This window comes from Candidatus Microbacterium phytovorans (assembly GCA_029202445.1).
Classification (GTDB): domain Bacteria; phylum Actinomycetota; class Actinomycetes; order Actinomycetales; family Microbacteriaceae; genus Microbacterium; species Microbacterium phytovorans.
Genome location: CP119321.1, coordinates 200,630 through 215,386 on the forward strand (window position 1 = coordinate 200,630; position 14,757 = coordinate 215,386).

Below are 14,757 nucleotides of genomic sequence, written 5' to 3' on the forward strand. Positions count from 1 at the left end.
CTCACCGCAACGCGTCGGCGAACGCGTCGGCCTGAATCTGCAGCTGCGCCCACAACTCCTCGCGTCGAGCGGCGATGCGCGCGGTGAGCCCGTCCTCCTGCGCGATGAACCGTGTGAGGGTCGCGATCATCCGGTCGGCGGTCTGCTCGAGCTGACGACGCGTCATCGTGGTCGCGCGAGGGACGGCGCAGAGGAACTCGTCATCGCCGAAGTAGTCCTTCGGCATCCCTCGCCGCGCACCCATGCCGATGAAGGCGGCGGGCTTGTCGAAGGCGAGGAACGGCAGCCAGCCGTGCAGCCGCTTCCCGAACGCGAACCGACAGTCGGCGTACCGCTGGGCGAACGAGGGATGCCGCGCCAGTGCGTCGTTGAACGCCTCGTGGAACTCGCGACCCTCCTTCTCAGCGCGGAGCAGATCGCCGAAGTACGGTTCGTCGATGTCGATGAGCGGGAACAGGTCGAGCATCTGGCGGTTGGAGTCGCCCGAGGCGTTGACCATGGAGCGCACCTCCAGCCCGTGCGCCGCGGCGAACTCGGCGAACCGTCGCAGGGGGTGGTCAGCGATGTTGTCGGGGGTGAAGAGGAAGCTGTCGAAGTTCACGACGACGACGTCGCGGTGGGCGGCGGTGGCGTCGGAGAGGCGGTCGGTGAACAGCGACGCGCATGGCGCCCACTCCGGGCTCGTCACCGGTCCGACCTGCCGGATGAAGTCGGCCTCCCTCGTGGCACGCACGATGATCTGTGGGGCGCGGGAGGTCACCCGCCGAACGGCGGCGACCTCGTCGGGCGTGGGTTCTTGCAGGATGCCGGTGGACCAGAGGGCGAACTGCGACGACTCGAAGCGCTCCCACTGCTTGGCGAGCTTGGCGTGCAGGTGACGTGACGAGTTGGTCTGGACGAACAGTCCGCCCGGGCCGATCACGACGTTCTCCGGCGAGGGCGCCCCCTTCGCGAGGTACTCCGGCGAGCTGACGACGCGAAGGTCGAGGTCGATGCGCCCGGCGAACAGCTCGCGGGTGACGTCGTGCAGGAGCGCGTCGCCGGCATTGCCCCGCACTCCGCAGGTGATCCACAGTGCCTTCTTCACGCGGGATCTCCCGCCTGCGCGTCCGCGGCAGGGAGGAGCTGCGCGTGCGCGAGCTCCTCGTGGAGCATCCGCCGGTAGCGCTCGGTGAACCGCTCGAGCGAGAAGTGCTCGTCGAACACGGCCCGGTTGCGTTCACCCCACATCGCCCGGTCGCGCGTCTCGAGCACCCGACAGGCATCCTGGATCGTGCTCTCGTCGACGAACAGCACGTTGCTGCCGAGGTCGACCTCGACGTTGCCGCCGACGGGGGAGAGGATGAGGGCCTTTCCGGCGCGCATGGCCTCCAGGGTGGCGAGATCGAAGATCGCGTTGCGGTGCATTATGACGTAGTAATCGGCGTAGTCCATGAGGGCCAGGAGCCGGTCGTGGGTCGTGCGGGTGCCGACGAGGCGTGCCGTGAAGGGCCAGGCATCGCGCTGCCGTTCGAGGTCGTCGAAACGCGAGCGATCGGACGCGGCGCCGATCGCGATCCAGACGACCTTCCGGCCCGACAGCTCCGTGTGTCGTGCGAGAAGGGCCGGGATGCGGTCCAACCCCTTGTCGTCGTTGAAGTCGCCGACGCTGAGGAAGACGTCCGTGTCACCGTCCCGCGGCGGCAGGTCGAGGTCCCGCGCGAGCTCCTCCAGGAGCGCCCGCCGTCCGTCCGTCTCCGCGGCGTGATCGACGGCGGAGACCGTGTTGTAGAGCGCGCTGTCGGCGAAGTTCGTCGCCGCGACGCCGCTGCGGGAGGTGGCGAGATACGTGTCGCGCGCGCCGATGCTCGGGAAGAAGACGCGCTGGGCATTGTCGAGGATCAGCTTCTCCAGGGCCTCGGCGACGTGCGTCTCGTGCGCCGTCGGAGTGCGTCCGATCGAGCGCATCTCCTGCAGCGTGCTGCCCTGCTGGTGGTAGACGAGGACGTACGGGATGCCGAGGCGGTACGCACCGTAGGCCGTACCCAGTTCGTGGGCGACGAGCAGCACGCCGCCCGCATCGCGCGCCGCGAGCACGTCGGGATGCGTGCGGATGTACTCGCTCGCCTCGATGATCTGCGCGATCTTCGTGCTGAGGCCGGCGGTCGTCGACGCGAGCCTGTCGCGCAGCGACGCGCGATCGGACGGCAGGAAGAGGTACTCCATGCGGAGGCGGCCGTCGCGCTCGCCCAGCGCGAGACGCTGCGTGGCCAGCACGCCGCCCGGTCCGCCGGTCTTGCCCGTCGCCGGGTCGTACTCGCGGTATGCACACGCGAAGACCGTGACGTCGGCCGACCCCTGCGGCGCATCCGTCTGCGGAGGCGTGTCGCGGCCCGCGACGACGTGCTCGACGAGGAGCGAACGCAGGAACGCGCCTTCCGCGTCGGCGTCGTGGCGGGATGCCATATCGCCGAGGGTGTCGAAGTAGTGGCCCTGGTCGCCCCCGTCGACGCTGGAGAAGCCGTACACATCGACACCCGCGAGTGAGCCGCGGCTCTCAGCGAGCATCCAGAGGATCTGGGCCCCGGAGGTGGGAAGCAGCAGTCCCGAACGGCGGTGCAGCCGCTCCTTCGTGCCGGTGTCGATGTGCGTCACGCGATCGGGCGAGAACAGGGTGTCGCGGTAGAGGATGTCCGCGTGCTCGGGCACCTCCAGAAGGTTGCGGAAGAAGTCCATCTCCCACACGACGAGGGCGCCCGTGTCGACGGCCACGCGGTCGCGGACATCGCGGTGCGCTCCCCGTACCCAGACGTCCGTGCGGCGGCCGTAGTCGGTCTCGTAGCCGGAGGGATGGTTGTTGAAGCGGATGACGACGTCGTGCGCGTCGATCTCGGCACCGCGACCGGATCCGATCCCGCCGGGACCGTTGCCCACGACCGCGACGGTGCGCCCTGCGACGAGATCGGCGAACACGCGCCGCTCACTGTTGCGCCGAAGCACATCGGCCACCTGGGAGGCTCGGGCGAGCTGCTCGTCTGCGATGCGCAGCTCGGTCGCGAACTGCGCCACGGGCAGGCACCGTGCGAGTTCCGACAGGGGGAGCCCGCGCGCGACGTAGGTGCGCAGCAGCTGTTCGGCGGCCGGGCGGTCACCCGCCTCGAGAAGCACACCCGCGTACACGGCCCACATCGCCGGCGGGAGGAGGTGCCAGGCAGCGGAGTTTCGGAGCATGGCGCGGGCCCGGTCGAGGAGGTAGGGCGTCGCGCCCTGATCGCGCCACTCCACACGCGCCAGCGTGAGGTCGTCGGTCACGCGTCGCGTCTGCGGGCTCGCCCCGCCGCGCCGGCGATCTCGAGGCGAGAGGAGAGTCACGAGTCGTGCCCGGCCCCGGCGGAGGCGGCCGCGCCACGCGGAGCGCAGCGGGCGGGAACGGCGTGCCAGCGCACGCAGCAGGGGGACCTTCCGGGCGAGTCTCTTCATGCGACCTGTCTCGTTCGGGCGCCGTCGCAGACGACGTGCGGCGCGGGATCGAGGGATCATAGCCGACCGATGTGGCGCGTCGGAGACGCGGAGATGGACCCCGGGTTGACGAGGGCGCAGGCCCGTGGAGAAGGGGTCAGCGGCCTGTCGTGGCGGCGACGACACGAGAGGCGATCGCGTCTGCGCAGACCGTCGCTCCCGCTCGTGGTTCGGGATCGCCGGGCACCTGCACCCACCGGCGGGCGAACGCCGCGGCATCCGCCGGTGTCGCCTTTTCGGCGGCGATGGCCTCTGCCAGCTCCGGCACGGTGCGCACGATGGGCCCCGGGAGGTCTCGCCGGTAATCGAGGTAGAAGTCGCGCGAGGCGAGGTACTCGTCGAGGTCGGGAACGAGGAAGTAGCTCGGCACGCCGACGACGGCCGCCTCGTACAGCGCGGAGGAGTAGTCGGTGATGAAGACGTCGGCGATGAGCAGCATCTCCTGCGTGGAGAACCCGTCGGCGGTGTCCACGTCGCCACCGAAGCGCCCGTGCATGAGGGGGTGGAGTTTCACGACGGTGTGGATGCCGTGGGCGCGCAGGGCATCGCCGAGGCCGGTCGCATCGACGGTCACCGTGCCGTCGAGCCGGAAGGTGGGGGCGAAGACCGCGACGCGGGCGCCACGCAGGTGCGGGTGGCGCGCATAGATCCGCTCGCGCGTCTGGGCGGCACGCGCGGGATCGCGGAGGCGGTCGACGCGGGGGAGCGGCGCCACCACGACGCGAGACACGTCGGTGCCGAAGGCCTCCGCGTAGGCAGCGCGGCACTCCTCGGCGCTCGTGAGCACGACGTCGTACCCCTCGTGCATGCGCATCGCCTTGGCGAGGCGAGCATCGCGTCCCTCCTCCTGTCCGAGGATGCTGAGTCCGAACTTCTTGAACGCTCCCAGCGCGTGCCAGATCTGCATCACGGTGAGGGAGTCCTTGTGGCGAAGGACGCTCGCCACAATCGAGTACGTGTCGACGATCAGGACCCGCGCCGTCGCCACCTGGTAGAGCTGCGCCAGCATGTGGATGCTGTAGCGCACCTTGCCCGCCAGTCCGGGCGGCACCATGCGCACCATCGACACGACGCGCACCGACGGATCGCGCGTCGTGATGGCATCCCGGAGATCGGCGAAGTCGGCCGGCTCCTCGGGATGCTCCCGACTGATCATCACGACTTTGCGCTGCGTGGGCAGCAGCTTGAGGGGCGCGTACACGATCGCCAGGCCCACCCGGGCCAGGGCGGCCACCGCGAGCTGTGCGCCGATGCGGCCCCGCACGCGCGTGGGCGCCGGGCTCCCGCCGGGAGCGACCGCCGCGGTGTCGACGTCGGCGCGTCGGGCCAGGATGATCTCGCGGGTGATCCGTTCGCTCGAACGACCGTCGCACGCGGACATGAACCGCTCGCGGAAGGCGTCGGCGTCGGCTCCGACCGCGGCGGAGCGGATCGCGGCCGCCAGGTTCTCGCCTTCGCGCACGAGCGGGCCGGTGACGTACGCCTCGAACGGGTAGTAGAAGTCCCGCGCCGCGGTGTACTCCTCCAGGTCGGGGCAGAAGAAGACGATGGGGCGGCGCAGCAGCGAGTACTCGAAGATCGCCGAGGAGTAGTCGGTCACGAGCACGTCGGCGGCCATGAGCAGCTCGTTCAGCTCGCGCTCGCCGGACACGTCGAGCACACCCGTGACGTGAGGGCGCTGCACCTCCAGTGGTGTGACGAAGGGATGCATCTTGACCATGACGACCCACTCGTCGCCCAGATCGGCCGCGAGCTTCTCCCACGGCACCGCGTCGACGTCGTAGGTCGCCGTGAGCTGGCCGTTCCCCCGGAACGTCGGAGCGAAGAGGGCGATCTTCTGCGACTTCTTGATGCCGTAGCGCTTGCGCAGCGCGGCCGCCGTGCGCTGCACGTCGTCGTCGTCGAAGAAGATGTCGGTGCGCGGCACCCCGAGCGCGTGCACGCGCTCGACGTCGATCGCGAACGCCTCCGCGTAGTCGCCGCGGATGCTCTCTGCGCTGACGCTCGCGTCGGTGTAGTTGCGGTGGGCCAGCGATCCCGGCAGCGGCCCTCCGGGAAGGCCTTCGCGACTCCAGCCCACCCGCTTGAAGGCGCCCGCGGCATGCCAGACCTGAAGGAGGCGCGTCTCGCTCCGGAGGTGCAAGGGGTAGATCAGCGGGTAGAAGTCGTCGACGACGATGGTCTGCGCCGTTGCGATCAGCCACGGGAGGCGCACGAGGTCGCTCAGGGGGCGGCGCGCACGCAGGCGTCGTTTGAAGACGCCGCGGATGTCGGCATCCGGTTGCTGGCGACGGATCTCCGCCTCCAAGAAGGCGAAGTTGCCCGTGAAGCCGGCGCGGGAGTCGGAGAGGAAGAGCACGCGGCCCGGGCGGACCGGGCGGGTTCGTCGTGCGATCGCATAGGCGAGGATGTACGGCGCGAACCGCCACTTCTGCAGGAACGCGCTCCCTCGCAGCATGCTGCGCAGTGTGGGCACGGAAACCTCCAGGTGAGACGACGAACCCGGCCAATCCTAGTTGTCGGGTCGATGTGCGAACGCTGAGCCGTCGGCGGCGTGCGGCCGTATGCGGGGGAGGGCGGGAGTGTGGAGGCTAGGAGACGGTGCCGCGCGGCATCCGCCATCCCGGTGACTCCGGTCCGGTGTCGAGGCCGCTGCGCCACCCCCGCACGAGCGAGGCGCGGGTCGCGCAGACGACGAGGAGGAACCAGCCGAAGCCGCCCAGCAGCGAACTGGTCACGACCGAGTCGGCGAGGAGCGTGATGATCACCAGGGCCGGCCACGTGTAGACGGTGGAGCGACGCTCGGATGCCGTCACCCACGCGCGGGCGAGCGCGAGCCCGGCGAATCCGACGAAGAGGACGACGCCGACCGCGCCGGCCTGCAGGAGCACGTCCATCCACGCGTTCAGCGCCGATCCGTGCTCGCGGCCGGTGGCTCCGCGGATGAAGTAGTACGGCATCAGGTTGTCGGGCCAGCTGCCGACCCAGCCCCAACCTTGGACCGGCCGCAGCGCGGCCATGTCGAGGATCTCGTTCCACAGGCGCGACCGGGTGAGGAAGTCGGGCTCCGCGTTGAGCCAGTAGACGATCGGGCGCCGGAAGGTGAAGACGAGGATGCCGCCGATCGCGAGCGCCCCGGCGATCGCCCACTGCAGGGCCGTCCGGCGTTCCGGTGGCGTGCGGCGGACGATGGCGAGGATGCCGGTGGCGAGCCCCGCGATGAGCGCCATGCCCAGCACGATCGGCGAGTCGGTGAAGACGGCCAGCAGGCAGGCGAGCACGACCGAGAAGACCGAGAGCCCGGGGCTGACCGAGCGGGTCCGCCACTCCACGAGGAAGGTGATCAGCGCGAGGATCGTGACGAGGCCGAGCATCGTCCGGGTGCCGAACAGCCCCTGGATCGGACCGCCCTCGGCGAGGTTCCCCGCGATGCCCAGGAACGGCACGGGAAGGTCGAGCAGGATGCCACTGAGGATCTCGATCGCGAGGGAGCCCCCCAGGAGTACCCGCAGCACGTCTCCCGTCGCGCGCACGGTCTGCAGCGTGTCGCGGAACTGCGCCACCACGACGGCGAGGAAGGTGGGGGCGGCCAACTGCAGCCAGCCGCCCAGGGTCGCTCCCGTGGACCGCGACCAGAACACGGTCAGCAGCAACCAGAGCAGGAAGAGCAGCAGCAGGGTGGGCATGATCTCGAACACGCGCAGCTCCCGCCGGCGCGCCACGATCATGCCGGCGCCGATGACGCACAGGCCCGTGATGATCGCGCCGTAGCCGGCATCCCCCATCAGCTGTCGGAGCAGGTGGGTCGAGAAGAGGGCGCCGATCGTCACCGTCGTGAAGGCGGCTGCGAGCGCGGAGGAGCGGAGGAAGTCCAGGGTGGCGCGCCGGAGGGTCGTCATCGCTCCGCGAGCCGCTCGCCCTGCTCGCCCGCCAGCCGCTGCTCGGACGGGCCGCGCCCCACGAGGGGAGCCTGCTTGATCTTGAACGCGAACATGATGAGGAACATCCAGCCCCAGTTGAGGAGCGGTGTCGACTCGGCGAGCCCCTGCACGAGGAGCTGCGCGGCCGTGAGGGTGGGAAGGAGCGTGAGTGCGGCGTAGGGCCGGTCGGCGACGAGATCCCATCGGGGGCGATCGACGGCGAAGAACCAGGAACGCCAGATGAACGCCAGGTAGGTGAGCGCCATGAGCGTGACGCCGACGGCACCGAGTTGGAGGAAGACGTCCAGCCACATGTTGTGGGCTTGCATGACGGTCTCGCCGTGGTCGACGATCCACCCGTCGAAGAAGGGGTCGGTCGGCACCCACGGGGTCGCGAATCCCCAGCCGAAGACGGGACGCTCGCTAGCTCGCGCGGCGACCGCGCCCCAGATCGACTCGCGCCCCGTGAGGTCGGCCGACCGCCCGAGAAGGCGGAAGACCGTGTCGCGGGCGAGCCAGAGCGCGCCGAGTCCGCCCACCGCGATCACGGCGTACGCGATGTAGTACCGCGTGCGTTCGCCCGGACGCCGGGTGGTGCGCATGAGGAGCGCGGTGGCGAGCACGACGACGGTGAAGGCGGCGGCGAGATAGGCCGTTGCGGAGCCGGCGCGCACGAAGAGGAAGGCGGCCAGCGCGACCCAGCCCACGAGGAGCGCCCGGCGCGGGGCCTTCGAAGCGATGCGGATGCCGAAGACCACCATGCCGAGGAGGGCGACGTAGGCCAGGGCGTTGGAGTTGCCGAAGAGCCCCTGGATGCGGCCGCCGTCGAAGAGGTTGTCTCGACTCCAGAGGACGATGGGGTCGTATTCGCCGACGGGTCGGACGAATCCCGGAAGGATGGGTCCGCCCCACACGAGCGACACCCACAGCTCGAACACGAGCGACAGCCCGAGGATCCACTTGAGCGCCGACGCGATGGCGCGAACGAGCTCCCGCCACGTGAGGACGGCCGCGATGAGACCGCCGTGCACCGTCAGAGACAGGACGAGCCCCAGGGTGAGCGCGCTCGTCGACGGCCACGCCGACCATGCGAGCGAGGACACCGCCAGGGCGAGGTAGGACACGGCGAACCACGGGAGGCGGCGCCACTGCACGACGGGACGCAACACGATCCACAGGATCAAGGAGACGATCGCGGAGCCGTACACTGCGGCGGCCGTGCCGACCGCGCCGAACAGCATGAGCAGGCTCGTCCCGCCGAGTCCCCCTGCCAGCACGAGGATGCACCAGCCGCGCAGCAGGAGGTGGCTCGTGGTCTCCCGGACGGGCGCGGCCGGCGGTGCGGCGATGGGGTGCTGGGTGTGGGGGCTCATGTGCTCCTCAGGGTATCGCGGGCCGCTCTAGGCTGAGCATGTGCTGATCCCCATCGCCAATGAACCGCGTGCGTATTCGTGGGGGTCGCCCACCCTCATCCCCGGTCTGGTCGGACGTGAGCCGACCGGTCTGCCGGAGGCCGAGATCTGGTACGGCGACCACCCGGGGAGCCCGTCGCGCACCCCCGACGGCCGCACGCTCGACGTGGTTCTGGCCGGGGAGGGCGCTCCGCCGCTGCCCTACCTGCTGAAGGTGCTCGCTGCGGGCATGTCGCTGTCGATCCAGGCGCACCCGTCGAAGGCCGAAGCCGAGGAGGGGTACGCGCGGGAAGAGGCCGCCGGCATCCCGCGCGACGCCGACGACCGCACCTACCGCGACGCCAACCACAAGCCGGAGATCATCGTCGCGCTGAGCGATCGATTCCGTGCGCTGGTGGGTTTGCGCGACGTCGACGCGACCCTCCGGCTGCTCGACGCCCTCCCGTCCGCCCCGGGTGTCGTCGCCGTACGAGCTCGTCTCGCCTCGGGCGAGCCGCCCGCAGCCCTGCGCGACGTGCTCGCGTGGCTGCTCTCCGGTGACGCGGACGACGCCGTGTCGGATGTCGTGGCGGCGCTGGGTTCTGCCGACAGCGCCGAGTTCGCCGCCGAGCTCGAGGTGCTGCGCCGCATCGCCGCCGATTTCCCCGGCGACCCCGGCGTCGTCGTCGCCTTGCTCATGAACCTCGTCGAGTTGCGCACGGGCGAGGCGCTGTTCGCCCCCGCCGGCGTGCTGCATGCCTACCAGGAGGGCCTCGGCGTCGAGTTGATGGCCGCGAGCGACAACGTCCTGCGCGGCGGCCTCACGCCTAAGCACGTCGACGTCGCCGAACTCCTGCGGATCGTCGACACGACTCCCGGCCCGGCTCCGCGCGTCGTGCCCTCGCGCCTCGGCGCCGTGGCGCTCTACGACGCCGGCGTGCCCGATTTCCTTCTGCAGCGCGTGGAGGTCACGGCGGATGCCGGGGCCTCGCTGCCCGTCACCGGTCCGACGATCGCCCTCGTCGTCCGCGGACGCGTCGCCGTGGCGACCGGTGGCGAGGAGGCAACGCTGGCGGCAGGCGAGGCTGCATTCCTCAGCGCCGACTCGGGAGAGGTCGTCCTGCGCGGCGACGGCGAGGTTTTCCTCGCCCGACCGGGGAAGCCCTGACCTCGACCGATCGACGCGACACGCCTACGGCGCGCCGTAAAGGTTCAATCACGCGTTGAGGGTTTACGATCTGCGACTTGACCTCACCGAATGACAAGGGTGTAATTATCCCAACACGCGCAACAGCGCGAGGCGAAACAGGTGGGAGAGCGATATGGCGGCTTACCGTTCCGGCGTTCCCGAGAATTGGTTCGTCGACCCGGTCAACCTCGGTGTCCCCGGTGTGCGCCGGGCGACCGTGGACGAGGGCGACGGCACGCTCTCCTGGCAGACCGACGCGCTGTGCGCGCAGACCGACCCCGAGGCCTTCTTCCCGGAAAAGGGCGGATCGACGCGCGACGCCAAGCGCATCTGCACCTCGTGCGACGTGCGAGGCGAGTGCCTCGAGTACGCGCTCCAGAACGACGAGCGCTTCGGTATCTGGGGCGGGCTGAGCGAGCGCGAGCGCCGCAAGCTCAAGCGCCGCGCCGGCTGAGACGCCGATCCCCGGAATCGCGGCGTGCACTCCGCGCACCGCGACCGGGCCCGCTTAGGCTGACGTCGTCATGCCCTCCCGAGTCCACGCGCTGCTGGTCGTGCGCTCCGATGGACACGTCGCCCCCGACCTCCATCTGCGCCGCACGTTGGCCGCGCTCGCCGCGCAGACCCGACCCGTCGACGCACTGACGGTCGTCGTCTGCGGAGACGATCCCCGCGTCCGCGAGGTGCTCGAGAGTTCGGGTGCGGAGGCGGTCATCGCCGCGGCCCGCTCGACGCGATTCGCGGACGCGCTGCGGATGGCATCCCATCGCCTGAACGGGGATGCCGTGTGGCTGCTCGCGCAGGACACCGCACCCGAGCCGGAAGCGCTCGCGCGCCTGGTCGCCGCCGTCGAGACCGCGCCGTCGGTGGCCGTCGCCGCCCCCAAGCTCGTCCGCTGGCACGACCGCGCGCACATCGTGTCGCTCGGGGTCACCCTCACCCGCACCGGCCGCAGCGTGGGACTCGCTGACGGGGAGCACGACCAGGGCCAACACGACGCACGCGAGGACGTCATGGGCGCCGACGTCCGCGGGCTGCTCGTGCGCGCCGATGCCTGGCGCTCGCTCGACGGGCTCGATCCCGCGCTCGACGGGGCCGACGAGGGACTCGACCTGGGTGTGCGTTCACGCCTCGCCGGCGGACGGGTGGCGCTCGCGCCCACGGCGATCGTCGCCGTCGCCGGAGACGGGGTCGCCGGTGACGCCGCCGGCGACGACGTCGCTACCCGCGCGCGCACCGCCTATGCCCGCCGCAGCGCGCAGCTGCATCGACGTCTCGTCTATGCCGCGCCCGGTGTCGTGGCGCTCCATTGGCTGTCGCTGCTCCCGCTCGCGATCGTGCGTTCGCTCGGTCATCTCCTCGCCAAGCGCCCGGGGCTCATCCTCCCCGAGCTCGCCGCCGCCGTCGTCGCGTTCGTGCGGCTTCCGTCGGTGGCGCGAGCGCGCGCAGGCATCCGCGGGAGCCGGCGCGTGTCGTGGGCGCAGCTCGCGCCGTTGCGCATCGGCACACGGCAGCTGCGCCACCGCCTCGACGACGACGGCTCCGACGCCCTCGCTCGCCCCGACCTTCGGTTCTTCAGCAGCACCGGCGGGGCCTGGATCGTCCTGGCCGCCCTCGTCGTGTCGCTCGCCGCCTTCCCGGCGCTGCTGGCCTGGCCTGTCCTCGGCGGCGGTGCCCTCGCCCCGCTGCGCACCACCCTCGCGCAACTGTGGGCCGATGCCGTGGCCGGCCCGCGCCCCCTGGGGTGGAGCACCATCGGCCCCGCCGATCCGTTCAGCGCGCTCGTCGCCGTCATCGGGAGCCTCTCCCCGGCCGAGCCGTCGCGCGCCCTGGTCGTGCTGTGGGTGCTCGCCCTTCCGCTCGCGGCGCTCGGCGGCTGGTTCGCCGCGACTCGAATCACCGAGCGCGCGGGACCGCGCGCGTTGGTCGCGATCGGCTGGACGCTCGCGCCCACGTTCTTGACGGCGCTGGTCGAGGGACGCCCGACAGGCGTGCTCGTCCACCTCCTCGTGCCATGGCTCTTCTTCACCGCCTCGGTGGCCCACCGCTCGTGGACGCAGGCCGCCGCGGGCTCGCTCGCCCTGGCGGCGACCACCGCCGCCGCGCCCTCGGTGGTCCCCGCCCTCGTACTGCTGTGGGTCGTCGCTGTCGTCCTCACGGCTGTGCGGCGATCGGGACGGGGCATCGCCCGCGTGATCTGGCTCGTGATTCCGACCGCGGTCTTCGCGGCGCCGCTGCTCTGGGAGCGGGTGCGCACCGGCGATCCGTGGGCGATCCTCGCCGATCCGGGAGTCGCCGTCGCCCCGGGGTCTCCCGCCGCCGATCCGGTCGGACGGCTCCTACTGCTGGGCGGGTTCCCGACCGCGGACGGTGCGGGGTGGGCAGGGCTGCTCGGACGCGACGACGCGCCGCCGTGGCTCCCCGCCCTCGTGGTCCCGCTGTTCCTGCTCGCCGTGCTCGCCCCGATCCTCGGCCGCCTTCTCCCTGCCCTCGTACTATTGCTGACGGCCGCGGCCGGGCTGCTGACGGCGCTGCTGGCTTCGAACACGGCCCTCGCCGCGAGCGCGTCGACGCCTGTCGGGCTGTGGACCGGCGCCGGCCTCACGATTGCGTGGGCGGGGCTGCTCGGTGCGGCGGCCCTCACTGCCGACGGGATGCCGCGGGGCGGCGCGCGCAGCCTTGCCGTCGCCGCCGTCGCCGTCTGCCTCGCCGTGACCGCCGCTCCGGCCCTCACCGCCCTGCACCGCGACGCCCTCGCTGTCACGAACGGCCCCGACAGCACACTGCCCGCGTATGTGGATGCCGAGGGTCGCGGCGATCCGCGTACGGCGACGTTCGTCCTGCGTGCGCAGCCTCGCGGCGGGTTGGCCGCGGAGGTCGTGTGGGGTGGAAGCGCCACCCTCGGCGGACAGACCACGCTCCAATCCGTCCGTTCGGGCGCGACGACCGCCGATGAGGAGACCGCCGCGCTGACGGCAGACCTCGTCACCGGTGCCGCCGGTGACGCGGTGGCCGAACTGGCATCCCATGGCGTGGGATACGTCCTCTTGGCGGGCGCGGTCGAAGGCGAGACCGACGCGGCTCGTGCCGCACGACTGGCTGCCAGGGGAGTGCTGGATCGACGTGACGACCTGGAGTCGGTGGGTGACACCGGAAAGGGCGAACTGTGGTTCGTCGTGGCCGATGTGACCCCGCGCACACCGACAGCGGACCAGCAGGCGCAGGCGTGGCGCATCGGGTCGCTGCAGCTCGGCGTCGTGCTGGTGACCCTCCTCCTCGCCATCCCGACGGCGGCGACGATCCGCCAGGCGCGTCGCGAACCGCGCGTCGTCGGAGAGGCCGCGCCATGACCGCCGCCCCGCGCACGTCGTCGCAACGCGCCGCTCGGCTGGGTGCCGGCATCGCCGTCGCGGCGGTGGTCGCCGTGGCCGTCCCCGCTGCGGCGTTCGTTCCGTGGCCCGCGATCGTCCGCGACCCGGTTGCCGTGACGGCGCTGCCCGAACCCACCGCCTCCCTCGTCTCGTGCGCCGGGCCCGTGCTCGCCGTCGGCCGGGATGCGACCGACGCCGCGCTCCTCACCGACGCGACGGGGCAGGACGTCGCAGCCGCGACGGCGCCCGGACAGCCCGATGCCGAGGCGGCGCGCCTGGCCGCCCCCGGTGTGTCAGGCGGCGCCGGGCCCGACGCTCTGAGCGCGCAGCCGGAGGGCGGCGTCCGCACCGATCTCGCGGCGGCGGGTTCGGCCACCGTGGCCGACGAGGACCTCGCCGGCTTCGTGGCATCCGCGTGTGCTCCCGCGCTCATGGAGTCGTGGCTGGTCGCGGGGAGCGGCACCACCGGCGCGGCCGACGTCGTGCTGCTGTCGAACCCGTCGGGGGTCGCCTCCGAGGTGGACATCACCGTGTACGGATCGGAGGGGCCCGTGCAGCCCGCCGCGGCGGCGGGGATCATCGTGCCTCCGCGCACGCAGCGCGTGCTTCCGCTGGCGGCCCTCGCTCTCGGCCAGGAGAACCCCGTCGTGCGTATCAACGCTTCCGGTGCGCCGATCCAGGCCTCCCTGCAGGCGAGCCTCACCCGTACGCTGCTCACCGGTGGCGTCGACCAGGTGGGCACGACCGCACCGCCCGCCGAGAGGCAGGTCATCCCGTCGGTCAGCGTCGTCGTCGAGCCGGGGGAGGAGGGCGCCTCGGAGCCGGGCACCGTCATGAGGATCCTGGCGCCCTCGGACGACACCGAGGCTGTCGTCGACCTGCAGCCGCTGACCGGCGGATCCGCGTCGTCGACGACTCTGGAGCTTCCGGCCGGCGTGCCCGTGGAGCTGGACCTCGGCGCGCTCGACCCCGGCACCTACCGCGTCGAGGTGACGGCCGACGAGCCTGTCGTCGCCTCACTGTGGGCGACCACCGGCTTCGGGGCGGGCTCCGACTTCGCCTGGCACACCGCGCCGTCGGTCGTGGACGTGCCCAGTCTCGTCGCCGTGGCGGTCGGGCCGTCGCCCGTCCTCACCCTCTCGAACGAGGGCGACGACGAGGCGCGGGTGGAGGTGAGCGGTCCGTCGGGCGACACGCAGGTGCTCGTTCCGCCGGGATCGTCGGTTCGGACGCCGGTGCAGGACGCGGCCGTCTACCAGCTCACCCCGGAAGGTGGCGTCCTGCGCGCCAACGTGACCTATCGCGGTCCCGACGCCCTGGCGGGCTACGACGTCATCCCTGCCGACGCCGCCGCAGAGCCGGTCGTCGTCTACCCGCAGTAGTCGGCG

At 71.6% G+C, this 14,757-nt stretch carries 9 protein-coding genes; 4 read left to right on the forward strand and 5 right to left on the reverse strand.

Annotation, left to right across the window (positions count from 1 at the left end):
- Window position 1: 1 nt before the first annotated feature.
- The 5 genes from P0Y48_00915 to P0Y48_00935 all read right to left on the reverse strand — a co-directional run bounded on the left by P0Y48_00915 (window position 2) and on the right by P0Y48_00935 (window position 8,791).
- Entirely contained in the window at window positions 2-1,087 is a 1,086-nt protein-coding gene (locus P0Y48_00915; protein ID WEK13805.1) for a polysaccharide pyruvyl transferase family protein, read from the reverse strand.
- A complete protein-coding gene (locus tag P0Y48_00920) occupies window positions 1,084-3,459 on the reverse strand; it encodes a glycosyltransferase family 29 protein (GenBank protein ID WEK13806.1) in 2,376 nt (791 codons plus the stop codon). The genes P0Y48_00915 and P0Y48_00920 overlap by 4 nt, the downstream gene beginning before the upstream one ends.
- Window positions 3,460-3,595: 136 nt before the next feature.
- Window positions 3,596-5,974 carry a CDP-glycerol glycerophosphotransferase family protein gene (locus P0Y48_00925; GenBank protein WEK13807.1) on the reverse strand — a complete coding sequence of 793 codons (2,379 nt, stop codon included), beginning with the start codon at window positions 5,972-5,974 and terminating at the stop codon, window positions 3,596-3,598.
- A 115-nt stretch (window positions 5,975-6,089) separates the two neighbouring features.
- A complete protein-coding gene (locus P0Y48_00930) occupies window positions 6,090-7,397 on the reverse strand; it encodes a hypothetical protein (GenBank protein ID WEK13808.1) in 1,308 nt (435 codons plus the stop codon).
- A complete protein-coding gene (locus P0Y48_00935; protein WEK13809.1) occupies window positions 7,394-8,791 on the reverse strand; it encodes an O-antigen ligase family protein in 1,398 nt (465 codons plus the stop codon). Before P0Y48_00935 ends, P0Y48_00930 begins: the two co-directional genes overlap by 4 nt.
- A gap of 40 nt (window positions 8,792-8,831) precedes the next feature.
- Between P0Y48_00935 and manA the strand changes: the two genes are divergently transcribed.
- From manA to P0Y48_00955, 4 genes are all read left to right on the forward strand, one after another.
- Window positions 8,832-9,977, forward strand: a complete 1,146-nt coding sequence (gene manA / locus P0Y48_00940; GenBank protein ID WEK13810.1) for a mannose-6-phosphate isomerase, class I — start codon at window positions 8,832-8,834, stop codon at window positions 9,975-9,977.
- 154 nt (window positions 9,978-10,131) lie between these two features.
- Entirely contained in the window at window positions 10,132-10,452 is a 321-nt protein-coding gene (locus P0Y48_00945) for a WhiB family transcriptional regulator (protein WEK13811.1), read from the forward strand.
- A gap of 70 nt (window positions 10,453-10,522) precedes the next feature.
- A complete protein-coding gene (locus P0Y48_00950; protein ID WEK13812.1) occupies window positions 10,523-13,348 on the forward strand; it encodes a glycosyltransferase in 2,826 nt (941 codons plus the stop codon).
- Window positions 13,345-14,751, forward strand: coding sequence for a DUF5719 family protein (locus P0Y48_00955; protein ID WEK13813.1), 1,407 nt, complete (start codon window positions 13,345-13,347; stop codon window positions 14,749-14,751). The genes P0Y48_00950 and P0Y48_00955 overlap by 4 nt, the downstream gene beginning before the upstream one ends.
- Window positions 14,752-14,757: the final 6 nt, after the last annotated feature.

What these genes read in the sequence shown, in the direction of transcription:
- P0Y48_00930 (WEK13808.1), bottom strand. Translation starts at nt 7,397, where the DNA reads ATGACGACCCTCCGGCGCGCCACCCTGGACTTCCTCCGCTCCTCCGCG.
- P0Y48_00955 (WEK13813.1), top strand. Translation starts at nt 13,345, where the DNA reads ATGACCGCCGCCCCGCGCACGTCGTCGCAACGCGCCGCTCGGCTGGGT.
- P0Y48_00945 (WEK13811.1), top strand. Translation starts at nt 10,132, where the DNA reads ATGGCGGCTTACCGTTCCGGCGTTCCCGAGAATTGGTTCGTCGACCCG.
- P0Y48_00920 (WEK13806.1), bottom strand. Translation starts at nt 3,459, where the DNA reads ATGAAGAGACTCGCCCGGAAGGTCCCCCTGCTGCGTGCGCTGGCACGC.
- P0Y48_00950 (WEK13812.1), top strand. Translation starts at nt 10,523, where the DNA reads ATGCCCTCCCGAGTCCACGCGCTGCTGGTCGTGCGCTCCGATGGACAC.
- P0Y48_00935 (WEK13809.1), bottom strand. Translation starts at nt 8,791, where the DNA reads ATGAGCCCCCACACCCAGCACCCCATCGCCGCACCGCCGGCCGCGCCC.